This window comes from Mesorhizobium terrae, assembly GCF_008727715.1.
Classification (GTDB): Bacteria; Pseudomonadota; Alphaproteobacteria; order Rhizobiales; family Rhizobiaceae; genus Mesorhizobium; species Mesorhizobium terrae.
On sequence record NZ_CP044217.1, the window covers coordinates 1 to 21,635 of the forward strand.

24 protein-coding genes and 1 pseudogene are annotated in these 21,635 nt (G+C 56.5%); 14 read left to right on the top strand and 11 right to left on the bottom strand.

What is annotated here, in order from left to right; genetic code table 11:
- Both FZF13_RS00005 and FZF13_RS00010 read left to right on the top strand, forming a co-directional pair.
- On the top strand, positions 1-627 hold the full coding sequence (locus FZF13_RS00005) for an SOUL family heme-binding protein (protein ID WP_065996821.1): 627 nt from the start codon (positions 1-3) through the stop codon (positions 625-627).
- A gap of 73 nt (positions 628-700) precedes the next feature.
- Positions 701-1,315, top strand: a pseudogene (locus tag FZF13_RS00010) (ATP-binding protein); the annotation flags it as partial.
- 175 nt (positions 1,316-1,490) lie between these two features.
- Here FZF13_RS00010 and FZF13_RS00015 read toward each other — a convergent pair.
- Both FZF13_RS00015 and FZF13_RS00020 read right to left on the bottom strand, forming a co-directional pair.
- Positions 1,491-2,012 (bottom strand): lipocalin family protein, encoded by a 522-nt coding sequence (locus FZF13_RS00015; protein WP_065996820.1) that lies wholly within the window; start codon positions 2,010-2,012, stop codon positions 1,491-1,493.
- 228 nt (positions 2,013-2,240) lie between these two features.
- Positions 2,241-2,624: a DUF2147 domain-containing protein gene (locus FZF13_RS00020; RefSeq protein ID WP_083237632.1), complete on the bottom strand. Its 384-nt coding sequence runs from the start codon at positions 2,622-2,624 to the stop codon at positions 2,241-2,243.
- Positions 2,625-2,807: 183 nt separating this feature from the next.
- On the opposite strand from FZF13_RS00020, the gene FZF13_RS00025 reads away from it, so the two are divergent.
- The gene (locus FZF13_RS00025) at positions 2,808-3,218 is read left to right on the top strand and encodes a DUF2177 family protein (protein ID WP_065996819.1); all 411 of its coding nucleotides are present in this window, start codon (positions 2,808-2,810) and stop codon (positions 3,216-3,218) included.
- Here FZF13_RS00025 and FZF13_RS00030 read toward each other — a convergent pair.
- Genes FZF13_RS00030 through FZF13_RS00055 form a run of 6 tightly spaced genes read right to left on the bottom strand, consistent with a single transcriptional unit; the run spans position 3,202 to position 7,774 of the window.
- A complete protein-coding gene (locus FZF13_RS00030) occupies positions 3,202-3,786 on the bottom strand; it encodes a hypothetical protein (RefSeq protein ID WP_245317422.1) in 585 nt (194 codons plus the stop codon). The genes FZF13_RS00025 and FZF13_RS00030 overlap by 17 nt on opposite strands.
- Complete coding sequence (locus FZF13_RS00035; protein WP_065996818.1) at positions 3,783-4,811, bottom strand: SAM-dependent methyltransferase; 1,029 nt, start codon at positions 4,809-4,811, stop codon at positions 3,783-3,785. Before FZF13_RS00035 ends, FZF13_RS00030 begins: the two co-directional genes overlap by 4 nt.
- A complete protein-coding gene (locus tag FZF13_RS00040) occupies positions 4,808-5,638 on the bottom strand; it encodes a DUF1295 domain-containing protein (RefSeq protein WP_065996817.1) in 831 nt (276 codons plus the stop codon). Before FZF13_RS00040 ends, FZF13_RS00035 begins: the two co-directional genes overlap by 4 nt.
- Positions 5,635-6,492, bottom strand: coding sequence for an alpha/beta hydrolase (locus tag FZF13_RS00045; RefSeq protein ID WP_065996816.1), 858 nt, complete (start codon positions 6,490-6,492; stop codon positions 5,635-5,637). Before FZF13_RS00045 ends, FZF13_RS00040 begins: the two co-directional genes overlap by 4 nt.
- A 53-nt stretch (positions 6,493-6,545) precedes the next feature.
- Positions 6,546-7,196, bottom strand: coding sequence for a ChrR family anti-sigma-E factor (locus FZF13_RS00050; protein ID WP_065996815.1), 651 nt, complete (start codon positions 7,194-7,196; stop codon positions 6,546-6,548).
- Positions 7,193-7,774: a sigma-70 family RNA polymerase sigma factor gene (locus FZF13_RS00055; protein WP_065996983.1), complete on the bottom strand. Its 582-nt coding sequence runs from the start codon at positions 7,772-7,774 to the stop codon at positions 7,193-7,195. Before FZF13_RS00055 ends, FZF13_RS00050 begins: the two co-directional genes overlap by 4 nt.
- A 177-nt stretch (positions 7,775-7,951) precedes the next feature.
- Here FZF13_RS00055 and FZF13_RS00060 point away from each other — a divergent pair, with 177 nt between their 5' ends.
- From FZF13_RS00060 to FZF13_RS00105, 10 genes are all read left to right on the top strand, one after another.
- Entirely contained in the window at positions 7,952-9,331 is a 1,380-nt protein-coding gene (locus FZF13_RS00060) for an NAD(P)/FAD-dependent oxidoreductase (RefSeq protein ID WP_065996814.1), read from the top strand.
- The gene (locus tag FZF13_RS00065; protein WP_065996813.1) at positions 9,331-10,149 is read left to right on the top strand and encodes a DUF1365 domain-containing protein; all 819 of its coding nucleotides are present in this window, start codon (positions 9,331-9,333) and stop codon (positions 10,147-10,149) included. Before FZF13_RS00060 ends, FZF13_RS00065 begins: the two co-directional genes overlap by 1 nt.
- A complete protein-coding gene (locus tag FZF13_RS00070) occupies positions 10,139-11,359 on the top strand; it encodes an SAM-dependent methyltransferase (RefSeq protein ID WP_065996812.1) in 1,221 nt (406 codons plus the stop codon). The genes FZF13_RS00065 and FZF13_RS00070 overlap by 11 nt, the downstream gene beginning before the upstream one ends.
- Positions 11,360-11,655: 296 nt before the next feature.
- Entirely contained in the window at positions 11,656-12,201 is a 546-nt protein-coding gene (locus tag FZF13_RS00075; protein WP_065996811.1) for a fasciclin domain-containing protein, read from the top strand.
- Between the two features lie 200 nt (positions 12,202-12,401).
- On the top strand, positions 12,402-13,346 hold the full coding sequence (gene msrP, locus FZF13_RS00080; protein WP_065996810.1) for a protein-methionine-sulfoxide reductase catalytic subunit MsrP: 945 nt from the start codon (positions 12,402-12,404) through the stop codon (positions 13,344-13,346).
- Positions 13,346-14,005 carry a protein-methionine-sulfoxide reductase heme-binding subunit MsrQ gene (gene msrQ, locus FZF13_RS00085; protein WP_065996809.1) on the top strand — a complete coding sequence of 220 codons (660 nt, stop codon included), beginning with the start codon at positions 13,346-13,348 and terminating at the stop codon, positions 14,003-14,005. The genes msrP and msrQ overlap by 1 nt, the downstream gene beginning before the upstream one ends.
- A gap of 179 nt (positions 14,006-14,184) precedes the next feature.
- Positions 14,185-14,994: a hypothetical protein gene (locus tag FZF13_RS00090; protein ID WP_065996808.1), complete on the top strand. Its 810-nt coding sequence runs from the start codon at positions 14,185-14,187 to the stop codon at positions 14,992-14,994.
- Between the two features lie 71 nt (positions 14,995-15,065).
- Positions 15,066-15,788 (top strand): SDR family NAD(P)-dependent oxidoreductase, encoded by a 723-nt coding sequence (locus FZF13_RS00095; RefSeq protein WP_065996807.1) that lies wholly within the window; start codon positions 15,066-15,068, stop codon positions 15,786-15,788.
- A gap of 29 nt (positions 15,789-15,817) precedes the next feature.
- Complete coding sequence (locus FZF13_RS00100) at positions 15,818-16,408, top strand: CIA30 family protein (protein ID WP_083237630.1); 591 nt, start codon at positions 15,818-15,820, stop codon at positions 16,406-16,408.
- Positions 16,409-16,629: 221 nt separating this feature from the next.
- Positions 16,630-18,165 (top strand): cryptochrome/photolyase family protein, encoded by a 1,536-nt coding sequence (locus FZF13_RS00105; RefSeq protein WP_065996806.1) that lies wholly within the window; start codon positions 16,630-16,632, stop codon positions 18,163-18,165.
- A gap of 64 nt (positions 18,166-18,229) precedes the next feature.
- Here FZF13_RS00105 and hemH read toward each other — a convergent pair whose 3' ends face one another.
- Together hemH and FZF13_RS28730 are read right to left on the bottom strand one after the other, a co-directional pair.
- Complete coding sequence (gene hemH, locus FZF13_RS00110) at positions 18,230-19,270, bottom strand: ferrochelatase (RefSeq protein WP_065996805.1); 1,041 nt, start codon at positions 19,268-19,270, stop codon at positions 18,230-18,232.
- Positions 19,271-19,330: 60 nt separating this feature from the next.
- The gene (locus FZF13_RS28730; RefSeq protein ID WP_167523830.1) at positions 19,331-19,474 is read right to left on the bottom strand and encodes a hypothetical protein; all 144 of its coding nucleotides are present in this window, start codon (positions 19,472-19,474) and stop codon (positions 19,331-19,333) included.
- Positions 19,475-19,628: 154 nt separating this feature from the next.
- On the opposite strand from FZF13_RS28730, the gene FZF13_RS00115 reads away from it, so the two are divergent.
- Positions 19,629-20,075, top strand: coding sequence for an NUDIX domain-containing protein (locus FZF13_RS00115; protein ID WP_065996804.1), 447 nt, complete (start codon positions 19,629-19,631; stop codon positions 20,073-20,075).
- A 95-nt stretch (positions 20,076-20,170) separates the two neighbouring features.
- On the opposite strand, the gene FZF13_RS00120 is transcribed toward FZF13_RS00115, so the two are convergent.
- On the bottom strand, positions 20,171-21,628 hold the full coding sequence (locus FZF13_RS00120) for a cryptochrome/photolyase family protein (protein WP_065996803.1): 1,458 nt from the start codon (positions 21,626-21,628) through the stop codon (positions 20,171-20,173).
- Between the last annotated feature and the right edge of the window lie 7 nt (positions 21,629-21,635).

A 21,635-nucleotide genomic window follows, 5' to 3' on the forward strand; every position in this document is an offset into this window, starting at 1 on the left:
ATGGCAGGTAAGATTTCCGGCTTATTTGCAGCCGGCTTAGCGGTGATCGGCTATCGCGCCGGCGTCGAAGAGCCGCCTTATTCCATCGTAGCGCATAGCGGCGAATTGGAAATTCGCCGATACGACCAAAGGCTTGCGGCCGAGACGACTTTATCAGGCAAGACGATGGAAGACACCCGCCGTGCCGCATTCCAAATTCTGGCAGATTACATTTTCGGCAACAACAAGGCCAAAACGAAAATCGCGATGACGGCTCCAGTAGCTCAGTCATCGCAACAGGTCGAGATGACCGCGCCCGTCGGCCAGCAGCGGACCGCCGAAGGCTGGACTATGAAGTTTTTTCTGCCTAGCGATTTGACCGTGGACACTGCGCCGGAGCCCCGAGATCGCAGGGTCAAGCTCGTCATCGTTCCAGAACAGGATTACGCGGTACTGCGCTTTACCGGCCGCCGGGACGACGCAGCCGTGCAATCGCAGATCGCCAGGCTCAAGGCCGCGCTTGCCGGCAGCGAGTGGCAGTCGGCGGGTGAGCCAGTCGCGTGGTTCTACGACCCACCTTGGACATTACCTTTCTTGCGTCGCAACGAAGTGGCCGTAAAGGTCCACTGTGCCGATTTGAAAGACTGAGAGAATGGTCAGGGGTTCATTTTCGCCGAGAAGTGAGCCGGGATTGAACCCACCTCTGTTAGTTGCACGCATCGCCGATCGAGAGATGATAGAGCGAGATCGCAGCAAAGTTGATCGCCGGATCAAGGCGGCGACGTTCCCGGTCGTCAAAACCCGAATGCTTCGACTTCGCAGCCACTCCGAGGCTCAACAAGATGCAGGCCCTGGAACTGGCACGCTGCGAATGGACCGAGCGGCACGAGAATGTTGCTGCATTCGGTTCCAGCGGCACATGCAAGAGCTATGTCGCCCTCGATCTCAGGTTGGCCGCGTGCCAGAAGGGACCGGCAGTCGGCTTCACAATCGCCGCCGCTCTCCTCAGCGAGATAATGTGGGCCCTCGACGAACGACGTCTGCTTCGGTTCCAGAAAAAGATGGCCGCCTACAGGCTCCTCATTATCGACTTTCTGGGCGTCGTGCCGCTGTCCAGGAACGTGGCTGAACTGCTGTTTGAGCTGATCTCGCAACGTTGCGAGCACGCCGCGACCCTCACCACCACCAATCTCCGCTTTGACGAATGGGCCGAAACACTGAGATCGGAACGACTGAACTCGTACTGCTCGATCGCGTCACTCATCATGTAAACATCCTTGAGATGAAGGGCGAAAGCTATTATTGCGCTCAAAACGGCGCCCAAAAAGCGGCCTGAAAACGCTTACGAAAATCGCCAACGGCTCAAGCGTGACACTCTATTGGGGTTACGCGCTCCGACGTTCTCCGATTGAGGCGCCAAGTGACCTACTTTTACGCCGCCCAATGGCCTGGTTTTGCTCCACCATTGACATGGTCAGTAGAAGCAGCGCGATGGCTTCTAAGCGCGCTTCTCACTTGGCTGGAGGAAATTCCAACTTGCTCACGTCATAGCCAAGCGACCGAGCCTTGCGAACCATGATTGATAGCTGATGGCTAGTCGGAGGGCGTCGCGCGTAAATCCAAAGATTTTTGAGCCGGGAATCTGCGCTGATGAACCAGCTCTTGTCTGGCGATGTGTATAAAACCCAATAATTGTAAGTAATGAAGAGCGGGTATCGCACGCGAAGCTTGGCGCGATTGGTGTCGGCGTCCAGGAGATGACCTTTGCCGTTCACCGTCTTGAGTCTGCCGGAAGGCGTACCTTCGTGGCATCCGTCGAGGACCTCGACCTCTTTGGGGCTATTGCCTGTGCGATAGGTTGTAAATCCGGCAACGCAGCCGTCGGTAATCCACATCGGTCTTCGAGCAATCTCCAGCCATGTGCCGCTATAGTGGCCTAACGGGACCTTTGCGACATTTGGCTCGGCGGCGAGCGATACGGTTACGAGCATGCCGAATATCGAAATCAGGAACATCGCCAAACGCATTTTCATCGTAGCCTCTGGTTCTATAGCTCTCAATATAGGCAATACGCTGCGATATACCTTTTGGATTGTTCAGCGCTAGGCCAATTTGGCGAGAGTGAATTTCGTTCATCGATGCCGTGTTGGTCTCACCGAGAGTGTGGCCTGCTGCCGGTACTGGGGCCAAGGGATGAACTGCACAGAGGGGCACCGTTTTATATTTCGGATTTCACGATGGGGAAAGGCAATCAACAACCTTCAACCTCCGCCTGCCGGTGCCCAATTCACATCCCGACAAAGCAGTCCACCTAGGATGCATCCGCGTGTGGTTAAGCTGTCGCGACCGACAATCACCGTTATAGCATAGCTCCTGTCTCGTTTCGGGTCATAGGCGGTTCCTGCAAGCTTCGTATCCGACTTACGATTGAGTGTCATCACCAGTCGGTCGCCGACCTCCTCGCCCTTACTCGTGTCCCTGATCCAGAGATTAGTTGCGCAAATTTTCGAGCCACACGGCGCTATCCTGACCCGGGCATTGCCGTCATCGCGCAACCAAACCCCATCAGGATTACGCTCCTGGGCGGCGAGCGCGGTGCAACCTATAAATGACACAACCGACAATGCTGCGACACGCAATATCACGGCACAGGCTCCCAAAAATTCTAACTTCAATTACGATGGTTACGCAGGAGTCTCGTGTTTGGATCACATCCCATGCATGGAGCCGGCTTTCGGAGCCTGGCCGCCATAACGAGCAGCACTTTGTGATCCGACGATCACTCAAGGGCGTAACAGGAGTAATCTCGGTCAAAGAAAGGCCAACCCTTGAAAACATATGGAATTGCCTACATCGCGACCGGCTTGGTGTTTCTGGCCATTGATGCAATCTGGCTGAGCTTAGCTGCGCAACGGCTCTACCGTCCGCTAATGGGTGACATGTTGGTCGACGGTTTCAGGCTGGCGCCAGCGGCGCTGTTTTATCTCATCTATATTGCCGGCATCGTCGTTTTCGCGATCGCTCCAGCACTTACCAGCGATCGATGGATGACAGCCTCATCATATGGCGCGTTTCTTGGCCTTTTCGCCTACGCGACCTATGACCTGACCAACCAGGCCACACTGAAGAATTGGCCTATCATCGTGACGATCGCTGATCTCTGCTGGGGAACATTTGTGACCGCGGTTGCCGCAACGGCCGGCTTCCTCATCACGCGCGCCATCAGGTCCGCGTTTTGATTTCGCTTATCAAGCCTGACGCAATAAGCCCAACGAAAACAGTAAGCGTGCCAGCGCTCATGGAATTCAACCGAAAAAACGCCTGATATTCGGAAGTGGTATAGGTGTGCATTGGTACGCCGTACCTCCCTTCCAGCCCGAGGTAGGCAAGCAAGGCCGCGCCGATCAAAACAAATGCGATAACCCTCTCCGAGGCTTTGAAAAACGTCGCCGCAATCAAGGCGCACGGGATCAGAAAAATCTCCACGCCCGACGCGGGGCCAAATACCTGTGCGCTCAAGATCGTGTTGCCTATGCCGGCAAGGGGAAGAAGCGCTCGGCCTGTCTTGGAATATCGTCGGGCAACGGCTGGCACTGCCAGGAAAAACGGTGTCGATAGGAAGGTCAAGAAGGTCGGCCAGACATGGTCGCTGACAGCCCAATAAACATAGAGAGGATAAAATGGTTGGTTGGACGCCACCACCAAAGCAACCAGATTGCAGGCCGCGACCATAGGATCGTCGTGCGCGGCATAGGCGGCAACGCGATCCCAAATGTGGCGAACAAATCTCATGAACACGCCCGTCATGCTGGACGCAGGAGGTAGTGGCTCACGCCCCATTCCTCACCGCTGGCGTGCCCGAACAGGCCTGCCGTCGCCAGATAAAAGAGACGCCAGCGCTGGCGCCAGAGCGCGGCGTCGGCACCGTAAACATCGCCGAGGATGCGATCTATCTGCTGACGGTTCGCATCGAAGCACTCCAGCCAGTCTATCGCCGTCTTCTGATAGTGAATCCCGCTCCAGCGCCAATCCCGTTCAACCATGAAGCAGTCCGGAAAATGCCTGATAAGGCCGTGGCTCGGCATGATACCGCCGGTAAAGAAATGCTGGGCGATCCAGTCCGACTCGTTCTTATGATCGAACCGATACGGGCTGTGCTTGTGGCTGAAAACGTGAATGAAAAGCCGCCCCGTATTGGGCGCAAGCCACGTCTTGATACGTTCGAGCAGAACCCGCCAGTTCGACATGTGCTCGAACATTTCGACGGAAACGATTCTATCATAGCCGCCATTGGCTTCGAAGGCGTTCATGTCTGCGGTGAGGACACGGAGGTTGGTAAGGCCGCGCGCCGCCGCCTGCCTTTCGATATGAAGCCGCTGCGGGCTGGAGTTGGAGACGGCGGTAATGGTCGAATGCGGAAACCGCTCCGCCATGAAAAGCGTGAGCGAGCCCCAGCCGCAGCCGAGTTCAAGGATCGACTGCCCATCGGCTAAACCGGCGTGCGCGACCGTCTCCTCCAGCGCCAGACGTTCAGCCTCCGCAAGCGTTTCCTGACCCGTCGGATAAAGGCAGCAAGAATATTTGCGATGCGGGCCGAGCGTGAGCGCGAAGAATTCGGGCGGCAATTCGTAGTGCTGCTCGTTGGCAGCGTCCGCATGTTCGGCGATTTGGTGTTCGCTCATGGCGCGCGCGAAATCGCATTCCTCCCGTTGCGATGCTAAGGTGAGCTTTCGTCTCGTACGCCCGACCAGGAACTCAATGCCGATTCGCGCCAACGGGTCGGGAAGCGGGGAGCGTTCAGCGGCGCGGATCACTGAGGCAATCAAGCTCATCGAATGTCTCCATCGGGTTTCGCGTCTGCGGCGCGTTGCGGGCCCGGCCAGAACGCGTTGACGCGGTGCTGATAGTCGCGAAATGCCTCGCCTCGCGAGCGCAGCATATGAGCTTCGAGCGGGGGAATGCCGGACGCGTGAACGAGGAGCCAGTACATCAATAATGGCCCGGCGAGCGCCAGCCAGCCCCAGGGGTAGGCACCTGAAAGATCGATTGCGATGATTGCGTAGGCGGACCAGCCCAACCATTCGAAAAAATAGTTCGGATGTCGCGAGACCCCCCAGAGCCCGACGTCGCAGACCTTGCCCTTGTTCGCAGGATCCGAGCGAAAATCCGAGAGCTGTCGGTCGGCAAGCGCCTCGCCGGCGACTGCCACGATCAGGACGGCGACGCCGAGCCAATCGAAAAATCTGAGACCGGGCGCCGAATTATGGGCTGCGAGCATGATCGACAGCGCGAGCACCAGGGCGGCCAGCGCCTGTATCTGCAGAAACCAGAACAGGCGTGTGTTGAAGGCTTTCCCCCACTCTTCACGCAATTGGCTGTAACGGGGGTCATCGCCGCCACGAGCGGTGCGTGCCGCGATGTGAATGCCAAGTCGCAGTGACCAGAGGAGCGCCAGCAATGCAACAAGCACCTGACGGACTGTGATCTCGGCATCAGCAAACGGGACAAGGGCCGCTGCCGCGCCAAACGCGCCGGTGGCGAAAGACCAGATCGCATCGATCCAGCCCGACCGGCCAGTACGAAGCGCAATAAGCCAGGCGCCGATCATCGTCGCCGAGACGCAAGCTGCCAATGCGAGAACGAAGATCGCTGCGGTCATGCGCTCCTTTCCTGCGCCGCCGGCCTGCCGGGAGGCAGTTGTTGATCGGTATGCTTCAGCGCAAAACCCGCGACATCGTCGAGAACCGGCGCCAGGAACCGCAACGGAGGAGCAAACGCGCCGATCAGCGTGCGGTGGTTTACACGGTCGTAGAGCTTCGTTTCCGCTTCGCCGCCGACGCTTCTCATTCGTTCGGCGAGCCGAATTGTGTTCCCGGGATCGACGGACGGATCATTGTTTCCTGTCGCCAAGAATGCCGGCGGAGCAAAAGCATCCACGAAGTTGATCGGCTGTGTGTCGGCGAGGCCGTTTTCCGGCCCAAAGATCTGTTTCAGCGTCCGGCTATGAAGGGGGAGAAAGTCATAGGGACCGGCAAGGCCGATAATGGCGCGAAGGTCGACGCTTGCATCGAGATCAAGCTCAAGAAGCCATTGGCGATCGAAGGCCAGCATGGCGGCGATATGGGCTCCGGCGGAATGGCCCATGGCGATGACGCGACGAGGATCACCACCGAACTCCGCAATATGATCGACCGTCCAGCGCATTGCCTCAGCCGCATCCTGGAGGAAGCCGGGGAAGCGAACCTCGGGAAAGACACGGTAATCGGGAATCACGGTGGTGATGCCGCGCTCGGCCAGGGCATGTCCAACGAAGAGGTAGTCGCTTCGCTCGCCATCCTCCCAGCCGCCGCCATAGAAGAAGACGATGACTGGCGACGGCCCGTCCTTCGCGGCCGGATAGATGTCAAGGACATGGCGCGGGTGGCGTCCGTAGCGGACAACGCTAAGGGGTCGCGTCGCACCGATCCTGGCAATCACGTTCAGCAAATCGACCGGAGACGGAAATGCTTTCATGTACCGGCCACTTCTGGCGGCGCTGTGCTGAACGCGTTCCCCGCAGTCATCGATCAGAAACCCACGATCGGACGCAGAAGGCGACCGAGCAATCCGTGAAGTCGCGTATCGCCTTCAAGCGCGGCAAGACACACGCAATCCGATTCCTGCCCAACCACAGGCCGATGATCCACATCGTCGCCGGCCTCATCGAGGTCCCCTGGAAAATACTGGCCGCGCTCGTCAGCCAGCGATCCAGACAGAATCTGCATGAATTCGAGGCCGGTATGTCCATGAGCCGGAAGATGGAGCCCTGCTCTGCCTTTCAGCAGCATGACTTTTTCGTCAGGGCTACCGGGAATCTTGACCTTGCTCCATTTGAACCCCGGCCCAAGCCACTTCCACGGACCGATCTCGCAGTGCTGCATCGCCCGCGGAAGTTCTATTCCCAGTTCCGGATGTTTGATCGTGGCTCGGCCTTCGGTCTGCAAGGATTGAGCAACCTCGAGCCGCTCCATAGTGCGTCCGAAAAAATCCGCAGCGAGCGGAGCGGGTGACATTTCATCCAGGATCGCGCCGCCAACGGCCTCGAAGTGCGCTATACGGTTGCGGCAGACCGCACATCCTTCGAGATGGACGGAGACGACAAGCGCAGGACCTGCGCCCAATGCGCCGGCCGCCATACGCATCAGCGTCTCGTCGCTGGGGTGATGGTTAATCGTCATATATCGCTGTCCAAAAGGGTCCGAAGCCGATTCAATGCGAGCCGAACACGGGATTTTACGGTGCCGAGAGGAATGCCCAGCTCTCTTGCAATCTCCGCATGCGGTTTCTCGGCAAAGAACGACAGCCGCACAATGGTTGACTGATCGATCGGCAGGCTTTCCAACGCCTTGCGCACCCCTTCCTCCCGTTCGGCAACGATGGCGATATCTTCACCCGAAGGCGGCATATCGGGTTCATCAGTCGGATCCAGAAGATGATCGGCAGTCCGAGATCGCGTGCGGCGCAGACGGTCGATCCTTTGATTGCGGGCAATCGTAAACACCCAAGTTGAGGCGCCGGCTTTACCGGGATCGAAATAGGACGCTTTTCGCCATACCGCTATCATGACCTCCTGGGCCACTTCCTCCGCAGCGGCATCTTCAAGGCCCGATCGCATGAGGAAGCTTTTGACGCGAGGTGCGAAATACCCGAAAAGTCGCGCGAAGGCATTCCGGTCCTGCGTCCGCGCAACCGCGTCGATGAGACGGATCAATTCCTCGGGAGACGGCAGCACCTCTTTTTGCCTTGCCTCGTTCAAAACAACCAGCCTCGCTGCCGGCCGGACCTGCCGCGTATTCCTGGTTCCAATATATAAGCTCGCTGCATCCATTTGCCCTTCATACGCCCGCGCCCTGCGAGTGGATCACGCTTCAAGTGATCTATCGCGCGCCGGCTTCCGTAAATATTGGCAGTTTGGCGCGCGGAGGGAAATCCTTTGACCGGAAAGATTGCAGCAACCGACGGACGTAACGGGTGGGAACCTAGCCCGGCCGCCGATCAAGGCCTCGACATCGCTGTCGTTGGCAGCGGCATTTCCGGGCTGTCTGCCGCATGGTTGCTCTCGAAAAGGCATCGCGTCTCTCTTTTCGAAGCTGATAACCGGCTTGGGGGTCACAGCCATACGGTCGATGCCGCAGGCTTGTCAGTCGATACCGGTTTCATCGTGTTCAATGAGAACACTTACCCGAATCTCATCGCGCTTTTCGACCATATTGGCGTTGCCACGAAGCGTTCCGATATGTCGTTTGCCGTTTCACTCGACGACGGCCGCCTTGAATACTCCGGCACCGGATTGCTGGGCCTTTTCGCGCAGGGCCGGAACGCCATCAGTCCACGATTCTGGATGATGTTGCGCGACCTCGTCCGTTTCTACCGCGAAGCGCCGCGGAATGTTGCAGCGTTAGGAATGATAACCCTCGACGAATATCTCGATGCGGCCGGCTACGGCGACGGCTTCCGCAATGACCATCTCTATCCCATGGCGGCTGCGGTCTGGTCGACGCCGGCAGCAAAAATCGGCGCCTATCCCGCGGCTTCGTTCATCCGATTTTGCCAGACGCACGGTCTTCTGAAGCTTGCTGGCCGACCGATCTGGCGAACCGTCGCCGGCGGCAGTCGGTCCTATGTGCAGGTACTCTCCAAAACCATACCCGAAGTCGTCTCGAACTATCCCGTCAACGCGATTGTTCGCGCAAAAGATGGCGTCGAGATCGTTGGACACGATGGCCACGGTCGCCGTTTCGATCGCGTTGTCATCGCAGCACACGCGGACCAAGCTCTGAAAATGCTGGCCGATGCGAGTATCGAAGAGCGACGTCTGCTTGGCGCGTTCGACTATATCGTCAATGACGCGGTCCTTCACACCGATACGCGCCTGATGCCGGAGCGGCGCCGTGTATGGTCGAGCTGGAACTACATGACGAGAGATGACAATGATGGCCGCAAGCTCGCCGTGACCTACTGGATGAACCGTCTGCAGGGGATCGAAAGCAAGCGGCCGCTGTTCGTAACGCTCAACCCTCACCGCGAGATCGCACCCGAGACGGTCCTCAAGCGAATGAGTTATAGCCATCCTCGTTTCGATGCCCGGGCGATGCAGGCGCAAAAGGAGCTTTGGTCGCTGCAAGGGCGCGGCAACACCTGGTTCTGCGGCGCCTATTTCGGCGCAGGGTTTCACGAGGATGGGCTGCAAGCCGGGCTTGCGGTCGCCGAGGCGATCGGCGGCGTGCGGCGGCCGTGGACAGTTCCGGGCGAATCCGGCCGCATCCATATTCATCACAGCGTGCCCGATCTGCCGGAGACGGAGGCAGCCTGATGCCGGAACTCCGATTAGGGCTGTATGCTGGTTCCGTGATGCATCACAGGCTGCGGCCGACACAGCATCGCCTGCGCTACAGTATTTTCTACCTGCTGCTCGATCTCGACGAAATAGACGTGCTGGCGAAGAAACTTCGCTTTTTCTCGCATAACCGCTTCAACCTCTTCAGCTTCCATGATCGCGACCATGGCGAGGGATCGACATCATCGCCGCGCGACAGGATCGAGCAGCAATTAGAGGAAGCCGGCATCGAATCCGGTGGTCCGATCCGGCTGCTCACCATGCCACGCATCCTGGGATACGCGTTCAATCCGCTGAGTATTTATTTCTGTCACAGGCGGGATCAGTCGCTTTCCGCGATTCTCTACGAGGTCAACAATACCTTTGGACAGCGCCATAATTATCTCATTCCCGTGCCCTCCGGGACTGAGGCGCCAATCCGCCAGGAAAGCCCAAAATCCTTTTATGTATCGCCATTCATGACCACCGGCATGATCTATTCCTTTTCTATCGTGCCTCCCGGAAACGATTTATCAGTTTCGGTTATCGGCCGTGATGACGAAGGACCGCTCATTATCGCCAAGCTGACCGCTGTCAGGCAGGATTTGTCAGACGCCTCTCTAGCCCGCGTGTTCTTCGTCTATCCGCTGCTGACATTCAAAGTCATCGCAGGCATTTACTGGGAAGCACTGCTTATTTGGCTGAAGGGAATCCGTCTCTATCCGCGGCCTTCCCCACCGGATCGGCCCGTCACCATCGGGCGCGGAGCAAACCCTGAAAGCGGTCAAGAGAAGAGCAGCGTGCATGACGTTTGACATCAAGACGAGAACCTTGAGCGGCTTTAAAAGGCACAGAGAAAGCGTGATCGCGCATTTGCTTGGCCGAATGATCGCGCGGATCGATTGCGGCCACATCACCGTCGTGCTGCCATCCGGTGATCGGGTCGAGCATTCTGCCGCGCGGTCCGGACCGTCCGCGACGCTTATCATCCATGACTGGCGAGCAATCCGGCGGCTCCTCAGCCACGGGGATTTGGGCTTTGCGGAAGCCTACATCGACGGTGATTGGTCAAGCCCGGATCTTGCCGCACTACTGGAGTTGGCGGCACGAAACATCGCTGTCCTCGATCGCAGCATTTCCGGTTTCTGGCCTGCTCGCATCTATAATCGCATACGTCATTTTCTGCGCGCTAACAGCAAAACTGGAAGCCGTAGAAACATTTCCTTCCACTATGATCTCGGCAACGCATTTTACGAGCGCTGGCTCGACCCGACGATGACCTATTCATCGGCGCTTTATACACATCCAAACCTGACGCTTGAAGAGGCCCAGGAAGCCAAGCTGTCACAAATCGAAGAACTCCTGGATCTTCAGGGCGGCGAGAATGTCCTCGAAATCGGCTGCGGCTGGGGAGCCCTGGCCATGAGGTTGGCTCGCGCAGGTGCTCACGTTACCGGCATTACCCTATCGACCGAGCAACTGGCTTTCGCTCGAAAGCGCCTGGAGCAGGAAAAGCTGGTCGACAGTGCTGCTTTGGAATTGACGGACTACCGCGACGTCGAGGGTTCCTATGACAGGATCGTATCGATAGAAATGCTGGAGGCGGTCGGCGAAGCCTACTGGCCGGCTTACTTTGAAACTCTGCATGATCGCCTGAACGTCGGCGGCATAGCCGTTCTGCAGGTGATCACGATCGATGAGGCGCGCTTCGAGGCTTACCGTGGCTCTCCCGATTTTATTCAGCGTCACATCTTCCCAGGCGGGATGCTTCCGACCAAAGCAATCATTGCCGACCAAGGCGCACAGGCCGGCCTGGAGCTGGTTTCGACGCAAAGTTTCGGGCCGAGCTATGCGGCCACACTTTCCGACTGGCGCAAACGCTTCCTGGCGTCCTGGCCCGACATCGCGGCACTGGGGTTCCCGGAGCGCTTCCGCAGGCTCTGGAACTATTATCTCTGCTACTGCGAGGCTGGATTCAGAACCGCAACCATCGATGTTGGCTTTTTTGTCTTCGCCAAAAGCTGACGTTTCAGCTGGAGAATGACAATTTCTTAGGGACCTGACAGTCTACTCTCACGCCGCCGCAAAGGGCTACATCGGATTACCTGGGCGGTCACCAGCAACAAACTTTCCATCAGCATCGGGCGCCTACCGGTTTCGCGCGACGCGTTCCTGCCGCTGACAAGAGCAACGATAGCGAGTCTCGATGCCGATGATCGGCACGCGGTAACTCAAATCTACTTTACCGGGAAATCCATAACGCAGGGGCCTTCGTACAAAGCTTTGTCAGATGACAGTGAAACAAGGAGGACTCTATGACTATGAAGTTGTTGAAAGCCGCTATGTTTTCCGTGGCACTTGCGATGTCCGGAACCGCTTATGCGGCCAATCCAACGGTAGGCGGCGCGCCGATGTACGCCAGCAAGAACATTGTCGAGAACGCCGTCAACTCGAAGGATCACACGACCCTTGTAGCTGCCGTCAAAGCAGCAGGCCTCGTGAAGACGCTCGAAGGACCGGGACCATTTACCGTGTTCGCACCGACCAACAAGGCGTTCGCAAAGCTTCCTAAGGGGACTGTCGATACGCTTCTCAAACCGGAAAACAAGGACAAGCTGGTAAAAATCCTCACCGCTCATGTTGTGGCCGGAAAGGTCACTGCCGAGGATCTTATTCGCGACATCAAGAAGAACGGCGGCAAGTATAACATGACGACAGTCAGCGGAGATTCGCTGACAGCCGAACTGAAAGGCAAACATGTCTACATCATCGATGAATCTGGTGGCGCCGCAGAGGTGACCATTCCGGATGTGATGCAATCAAATGGCGTGATCCACGTCGTCAACGCCGTTCTTTTGCCAAAATAAGCGGCATCAGACATGGGCGGTGCTCTGATTGACGGCGTACCGCCCATTTTGACTCGATATCGGCGTATGATTGTGGCGTGGCAAGAACATTGAGCTCGATGCTCATGATTGCCCATTTGGAACGTCGCCCGCGATACTTATTCGCTTCTGTGACGATGTTCGCCCCCATGCCCGTAGCCTAAAATTTCCCGGAGATGTCGATGATCTATCGCCCGCCCAAAATTCCGGCATCATGTATCACCGCCAAGGATGCATGGCTCTCTCGAAGGTCGTTTATTTCCTATGGCGCTGGAGCCGCTGTTGCTTCGATTGTACCCTCGGTGGCGGCCTCAGCTCCTATATCGGCCGCGAAAACGGATTACACCGTTGCCGAAAAGCTGACGCCCAGAAACGACGTGACCACCTACAATAATTTCTACGAGTTCGGTTTGGATAAATCAGACCCTTCACGTAACTCCGCGTCCTTCAAGCCGCTGCCGTGGACCATCAAGGTCGATGGCATGGTTGCCCGACCGACGACCTTCGGTTTTGACGACATTATGAAGATGTTTCCACCGCAGGAACGGGTCTATCGAATGCGCTGCGTTGAGGCTTGGTCGATGGTGATCCCATGGGATGGCTTTCCGCTGGCGGCGCTTCTCGACAAGGTTGAGCCGCTGGGCAGCGCCAAATACGTTGCATTCGAGACAGTAGTCCGGCCAGACGAAATGCCAGGCCAAAAAGGGCTGTTCCAATCGTTGGCGTGGCCGTATATTGAAGGGTTGAGGCTCGACGAGGCGCGTCACCTACTCACAATTCTGGCAGTGGGCATTTATGGCGAAACACTGCCCAATCAGAATGGAGCTCCCATCCGTCTCGTCGTGCCTTGGAAGTACGGCTTCAAAGGCATCAAGTCGATCGTCCGCATCAGCCTGACCGAAAAGCAGCCGTCGAATACCTGGAACACGACGGCGCCCAATGAATATGGATTCTATGCGAACGTAAACCCGAACGTACCCCATCCGCGATGGAGCCAGGCGACTGAAAGGCGCATCGGGAGTAGCGGTTTTTTCAGTTCAAATCGAATTCCGACAGAGATTTTCAACGGCTATGGCGACGAGGTGGCCAGCCTTTACAACGGCATGGACCTCAAGGCGAATTTCTGATGAGTCCAACTTCCACCTTGAGGCGTGGCTGGCACGACGAGGCCATCTGGCTGCTCTATCTGGCCGGGCTCCTGCCAGCCGCATGGCAATTCTATCTTGGCGCCACGGGGAATCTTGGAGCCGATCCAGTAAAGACGTTCGAGCTGTTCCTCGGTTTTTGGGCGGTGCGGTTTCTGGTTCTTACCCTTGCTATCTCGCCGTTGCGCGAGATTTTCGGATTGAATCTCATACGTTATCGGAGAGCGCTTGGCTTATTGTGCTTCTACTATGTGCTATTTCATTTCACGGTCTATCTTGTATTAGACCAGGAAATGGCACTGCACGCCGTAATAGCGGATGTCATGAAGCGACCCTTCATTATGCTCGGAATGGCAGGATTCGCTCTTCTGGTGCCCCTCGCGGTCACATCCAACAGCCTATCCATTCGCAGGCTGGGGAAGAACTGGCTCCGACTTCACCGGCTCATCTACCTTGTCGCTCTATGCGGAGGGTTACATTTTTATCTTGCGACGAAAGTTTTATCACCGCAGCAGTATATCTATTTGACATTACTTTCGCTGCTGCTGGTATACCGCATTGCCCGGCCCACTCTGAAACGCAGAAAAAAGTCGGGCATAAGAAAGCAGAGGCAACACGTTCCTTCGGCTGCTGTAAACTAAATTGGCCACGATCGCCCCACTCCTGCCGATGGTACGGAGGCATTTATCTCTACGCCTGCGATCTTGCGGCAACAGAGAAGCGTCCAGCCCCGTGGCGTACGGAGCATGAGATCCAAAGTGCTCGATTTGACGTAAAAGGCAGCAGTTAGGAAAAAATTGTTCAAGCAGCGCCCGGTTCAATGGAAACGATAGAGCAAAAGCCGAATGTCGTTCTTGTACTCGGCAGCGCACCTGATGCTTTGGAAGTTCGTGCCTGGGATCGTTCCGCGATTGCGTCGATAGTAGCCATAAACAATGCGTGGGCTATCCGCGACGATTGGGATTATTTGATATATCCTGACGACTTCCCAAGTGATCGGTTACCCGCCATGCAGTCAACATCTGCTTCGAGGGTCACGTCAGACGAATTTGTTCCTGCACAGAACGAATTCGGCGGTTTCGTTTATGCAGGCGGAACCATGGCATTTACTTCTGCGTATTGGGCGCTTCATGCGTTGAAGCCAGACGTTCTCGTCTTTCTTGGCTGTGACATGATTTACTCCGGGGTTGGAGGCACGCATTTTTACGGCAATGGAACGGCTGATCCGCTTCGGCAAGACGTCACGCTGCGTTCTCTTGAAGCGAAATCAAGTCGCCTGTTCGTGACGGCCCTGCGAGCAGGGACACTCTGCCTCAACCTTTCCAGCCGTCCACAGAGCAGGCTTACTCTTCCGCGCACGACACTGGCAACTCTTTCGCGTTTGACCACGCGCCGGGTCAGTGCCTTGAAGCAGATATTTTCAGGACTGGTCGTTCGGGAGGCCGAAGCCGCAGCAAAGTCACTTGAGGCCAAGCTAGGCTATTTCGTCGAAGACGGCCGGTACTGGAGAAAAATCACTGAATTCAGTGAATCCTGCATCGACCGGATCGACGCTTTATGGACCGACGCGATCGTGCGCATTCCGAGATCGTGCAGTTCGCGAGACGTCTGCCAATGCAGGAACGTATAGCCAAGGACTGAGGGAGGGCGAAGGGTTCGTCTGGTCGTGAAATCACTCCAGGCACAAGAAAGAAAAGTCAAATGGCAACAACAGTTATCTACGGCGGTTCGGGCGGCATCGGTACGGCCATTCTCGGCCGCATTACCGAACGGGGTGAGAGTGTCCATCTCGTTGGGCGCGATACCGACCGGCTTCAAAAACTCGCGGTGGAAACTGGAGCAACCTTTACGGCTGTTGACGTGCTGACCCCAGGCAGTTTCGAGCGAGTCGCTTCGGAAGTTCACGGGCCCATCAATGGTCTCGTTTACGCGGTAGGGTCGATCAACCTGAAGCCGATCGGCCGCCTGACCGAAGATGACTTCGTGCGCGACTTCCGGCTCAATGCCGTAGGTGCGGCGCTCGCGATGAAGGCTCATCTTCCAAGCCTCAAACAGAGCCGCGCGGCTTCAGTGGTTCTGATCTCCTCGGTCGCAGCCTCGCAGGGATTCGCCGCTCATGCGTCCGTCTCTATGGCGAAAGCAGCCCTGGAAGGCTTGACGTTCGCGATGGCGGCGGAACTCGCGCCAGCAATTCGCGTCAACTGCGTAGCCCCCTCGTTAACCAGGACGCCGCTTTCGCAGTCGCTGACCAATTCGCCTCAGGTGGCAGACGCCATTGCACAATTGCATGCGATGCGCCGTCTTGGTGAGCCCGACGATATCGCCGCATTTGTCGATTTCCTTCTGTCACCCGAAGCCGGCTGGATAACGGGGCAAGTGATTGGAGTGGATGGTGGACGCTCTCGTCTGCGAACCAAAGGTTAAGTTGGCCATCACGCGATAGGGACGGAAATATGTTGCCTGCCACTGCTATGATAGATGACCTCAGCAGGGAACCACCAGTCGCTGCGATTGGTAGCGAATGGAAATTTGTTACAGACACAGTAATGGGTGGAGTTTCCCAAGGAGTGATGACTCGCGAGGAAGTTGCAGGCCGGTCCGCCATCCGTATGCGCGGAGACGTCAACCTGGAAAACAACGGAGGATTTCTTCAAGCCTCCCTCGATCTCTCGCCGACGGCCCATGTTGTGGATGCAAGTGGCTGGGACGGGATCGCGATAGACGTGTTTGGCAACGGCGAGGTCTACAACGTTCATCTGAGAACAGATTATCTGGAAAGATCCTGGCAGTCGTACCGCCACGATTTTACGGCATATCCAGATTGGCGGACGGTAGTTCTGTGGTTTAGCGACTTTGTACCCTATCGCACCGCTATTCCACTTGATACGCATCGGTTGAAACGTGTCGGGTTAGTCGCAATAGGCCGGGCATTTCATTGCGATCTGGCGATCGGTGGTCTGAGATATATTCGCGACGATCCTCCGGGCCGCAATCACGGAGAAGATAGCAATGGAACAGAAGCGGTTTTGAGATCGGCCATTTGATAGTGGCAAGGGACCAGCCGACGAATAACAGTATAATCACAAGAGAGCCACCAAGGCGGCCTGTAAGTGATAAGGGCCGCCAAACCGAAAGGCAATCAATGCGTCTATGTAGCCGCTCGGTCGACCTGGAAATGCCGTCGCGGAGATCTCTCTATCTGCTCAGCCGTTGTGCCCGTATTGTCGCTGGCGAGACAACGGGCACAGCAGACTGATCGATCGCGATGAAAGCAGCAAAGGCCAGGACGATCGCTCTTATCCTCGGCGATCAACTTAGCCATGACATTTCTTCGCTGCAGGGTTTTGACCCTCGGGAAGATGTGGTGCTCATGGTCGAGGTCGCGGACGAGGCGACATACGTTCGACATCACAAACAGAAGATCGCTTTCATCTTGTCCGCTATGCGGCATTTTGCAGACGAATTGCGTGAACACGGCTTCAGGGTCGACTATGTCCGCCTAGACGATGAGGCGAACACGGGCTCTTTCACCGGTGAACTGATACGGGCGATTGCCCGTCTCAAACCAGATTGCGTCGTCATTACTGAACCCGGCGAATGGCGGGTCAGAAAAATGGTGGACGGGTGGCCCGAACAGCTCCGACTGCATGTCAATGTTCGAGAAGATGATCGCTTTTTTTGCTCGGTGGGTCAGTTTCAAGCATGGGCGGACGGGCGTAAAACCTATCGGATGGAGCATTTTTATCGAGAAATGCGCCGGCGAAACGGCATACTGATGGACGGTGAGAGCCCTTGCGGCGGTCACTGGAATTTTGATGCTGATAACCGCAAAAAATTGCCGCACACTCTTAAAGTGCCCGAACGCTTCGGCTCAGAGCCGGACGCGATCACTCGCGAGATTATGTCGATGGTTGCGGTGCGTTTCGCGGACCATTTTGGCGATCTCGAGGGCTTCGCATGGGCGGTCACCAGAAAACAAGCTCTCGCGACGCTAGATTTTTTTATCTCTGAAGCGCTTCCCTTTTTCGGCGACTACCAGGACGCAATGGCGGTACATGAGCCATTTCTTTTTCATTCATTGCTTTCGCCCTACTTGAACATCGGCTTGTTGAGCCCTCGCGAAGTCTGTGAAGCGGCTGAGAACGCCTTTCGCCGTGGTGAGGCGCCGATCAATTCAGTCGAAGGGTTCATCCGACAAATTCTCGGCTGGCGCGAATATGTTCGCGGAATCTACTGGCTAAAGATGCCACATTATGCCGAAACGAACGCTCTTGGCGCAGTCCGATCGCTGCCGTGGTTCTACTGGTCCGGCGAAACGGACATGAACTGTCTCGCCACAGCGATAGCCGATACCAGGCGAAACGCCTATGCTCATCATATCCAGCGTCTGATGATCACCGGCAACTTTGCGCTGCTCGTAGGGGTTAGTCCGGCCGAGCTTGAGGAGTGGTATCTGGCGGTGTACGCGGACGCTTTCGACTGGGTTGAATTGCCCAACACACATGGGATGGTTCTGTTCGCCGATGGCGGCTTGATGGCATCAAAACCCTACGCTGCATCCGGCGCTTATATCGACCGAATGTCCGATTATTGTGGGACCTGCGCATATAGTCCCAAGATTAAGAACGGCCCTGGCGCATGCCCGTTCAATTTTCTCTACTGGAGTTTTTTAATCGAGAACCGCTCTTATCTCGAGCAAAATCCCCGCATGGGCATGCCGTATCGAACGCTTGACCGGATGCCAAAAGATCGCGTGAAGGCCATCACGCAAGATGCGCATACATTTATCGAAGGCTTATGACGAAAAGGCCCTGTGATTGATCTGGCGCGTCGACCGTCACGATTTCGTTGTGTTTTAAAACGCATTAAACCCAGCCTGCCAATTCATTTCGGACAATATGCTCTATGACTTTCATACCGTCCGCACCGTCATTGAGGCACGGCACGTGGGTGAACCGCTCACCGCCACTGTGAAGAAACGTTTCCTTCGCCTCCACTGCAATCTCTTCGAGCGTTTCCAGGCAGTCGGAAACAAAGCCCGGATTGATTACCGCAATTCTTTTTGTTCCTTCTTGTGCCAGTTTCTCAACGGTTTTGTCGGTGTATGGCTGGAGCCATTCTTCCGGACCGAACCTCGATTGAAACGTCACCATTATCCGGTCTTTGCTCCAGCCGAGACGCTCCCTGAGCAGTCTCGTCGTTTTGTGGCACTGGCAGTGATAGGGATCACCCTTCGCAAAATAAGACGCCGGGATGCCGTGGTAGGAGGTCAGCAATATCTCCGGCTCCCAATCGAGAGTGGCGAAATGGCTTTCGATCGAATGGGCGACAGCATCGATATAGACGAGATCGTCATGATATCGCGGCACCGTGCGGATTGCCGGCTGCCATCTAAGGTCTATCAGCGCCCTGAAACTTTCGTCATTCACCGTCGCGGTCGTCGCGGCCGCATATTGAGGATAAAGTGGGTAGAGAAGTATCCTTTCGCAGCCGGATTTCTGAAGCTCTTCGATCTTGCTCCGGATAGACGGTTGGCCGTAGCGCATCGCCCATTCAACCTGTACCGTCGGAAGATCCGAGAGTCTCTTGGTAAGTTGCAAAGCCTGGCTATGCGTAAAAGTCCTCAGGTAGCTTTCGTCCTTTTCCTTGTTCCAAATCGTCTCGTATGCTTTCCCGACTTTTCTCGGTCGCGTATTCAGCACAATGCCGTAGAGTATGGGATACCAGAGCCAGCGAGACCGTTCGATGACACGATGATCCGTCAGGAATTCTGCGAGATACCGGCGTATCGAAGCGGGATCGGTAGCATCCGGCGTGCCCAAATTTATCAGTAGGACACCGATTTTTCCGAATTTCACCGTCGGATGGTTGGAGGGTAAGTTCTCAGCCAAGGTTAGATGATCCATTACGAGAATTAGCTTGCATGCGCATGGGCAAGCGAGAGTGCCTTACGCTTACGTTTTTCTCTAAATAATTCCGTTTGCCTTCAGGCGCTTCACTTCCTCTATCGCCACCGAAAGCAGTGTATCGAGCTCGAATAGAAGCTCACGCTTAGGATGATCGTGAAGCGACTTGCGGATTTTCTCGATTTCCTTCTGAATGTCGTTCAATCTGACCTCCTAGATTCCCAACTACGTTTACGGGCGGGAGGGCCAAGCGGATCACCGCCGCGAGAGATTAGCCGGTCTGGACTGGATCCACGCCGTGACTTATTACGGCAAGAAGAAAGGGTGAGACGAAGAGAACGACGCGTAGAGAAAGTATATGATGTCCAATTTGCCGGTCACACCGAAGCTGCGAGTTTACGACAACACGCCGACAACCGTCTTTGTGCTCGCCCACAATGCCACAAGGGAATTGCTCGTAATCCGCCGCGCCAAGCAACCTGGCTACGGATTGCTGGGACTGCCAGGCGGCTATCAGATGCGTGGCGAGACTTGGCAGGAAGCTGGCGCGAGAGAGTTGCTGGAGGAGACGGGCTGTTATCTCCAACCGTCATTTTTAGAGTTTGTTTCGATTAGAACCGACGAGTATCAAAACAACTTGGTCATCGCCCGTTCGCAACGTCCCGTCAGCGTTGAATCTGAGAGAGACAATGAAGCTTTAGCCGTATTTTTTTCAAACGATATCGGGAGCAGGAACGACTGGGCTCACGGCGACCTCTACGAAGCCGCTGCCGCTTTTCTCTCGGAAATGAGCGAATGCAGCTGATATCGGATTCGTCCGGTTCGTCTTGAGACGGCCTGACTTCAAGCGTGCGGCCAATAAACATCCTGTCACGCGGATGAGCGGCATGGTGGTTGTAGTCAACCCAGGCCCTTGAACGCGTCGAGAGCGCGTTGACGGGCGAAGTCGTGCTCGACGATTCTTTCGGGATAGACTTCGACCTTGCTGCCACGTTGCCAAGGTCGATGGACGACGGATGAGGAAACACCGTCAAGTTCCGGCAGCCATCGTTTGACATAACGGCCGTCGGGATCGAATTTCTCACCTTGCAGAACCGGATTGAAAACGCGGAAGTAGGGTGCGGCGTCCGCGCCGGAACCGGCGACCCATTGCCAGCTCGCCGCGTTGTTGGCCGGATCGGCGTCCACAAGCGTATCCCAGAACCAAGCCTCGCCCTGTCGCCAGTCGATCAGCAAATGCTTGACCAGGAACGAGGCGACCACCATGCGCACCCGGTTGTGCATCCACCCCGTCGTCCAAAGTTCGCGCATGCCGGCATCGACAATGGGATAGCCCGTCTTGCCGAGCTGCCACGCTCGAATTGCGTCGGCATCTGTCCGCCAAGGCATGCCGTCGAACCTAGTTTGCAGGTTTTGGCTCGATATCTCGGGATTGTAATAAAGAAGGTGGTACGAAAACTCGCGCCACCCCAATTCGGATCGGAATTTTTCGAGGTTTCGATGCACCCCTGGATTGGTGGCCGCATTGGCGGCGGCCTCTGCGGCGTGCCACAGCTGCCGGGGCGAGATGTTGCCAAAGCGGAGATAGGGCGAAAGCCGGGATGTGGCCAAACGGCCGGGAAAATCCCTGAGGTCGGCATACTCGTTCAAATGCTCTTCGAGGAAGAATTCGAGCTGGGCCAGGGCGCCGGCTTCTCCGGGTCGCCAGTTCGAGCGCAGTCCGCCCGCCCAATCAGGCGATGAGGGCTCCAGCGCCAGATCGGCAAGTTCGACGCGCGGTGTTGACGCCTGCCTGCACGGGCCATGGAACAGGTTCAGCCGCGAAGGTACGTCAAGCGGCTGGCTGGCCTCGCCGGCCTCATGTGCGGCGCGCCAGAAAGCGGAGAAAACACGGAACGGGGTGCCGGACTTTGTCTTGATCGACCACGGCTCGTAAAGCAGGTGGCCGTTGAAGCTTTTTGCCTCGATCCCCTGTGTTTTAAGGGCGGTTTTCACGGCCTCGTCGACGCGGCGCTCCCCCGCTCCATAGCGGCGGTTCCAGTAGACCGCCGCCGCCTTGCTGTCAGCCGCAAGCTGAGGCATGACCGCCGATGCAACCCCTCTGTAGACGCAAAGACGACCGCCACGGGCGCGCAAGGCATTGTCCACCTCCTGTAAGGCGCCATGGAGCCACCATCGCGCCGCGCCACCGAGCGGGCGTAGCCCCTCGGATTCCTCGTCATGCACGAAGACACAGATGATCCTGCGGCCACAATTCGCGGCAGCGGTGAGAGCCGGGTTGTCGGACAATCGGAGATCGTCGCGTAACCAGACGATAACAGGACGTTCGGACCCGGGAAAAGGCGTTTCGGCGGCCATTGTCTGC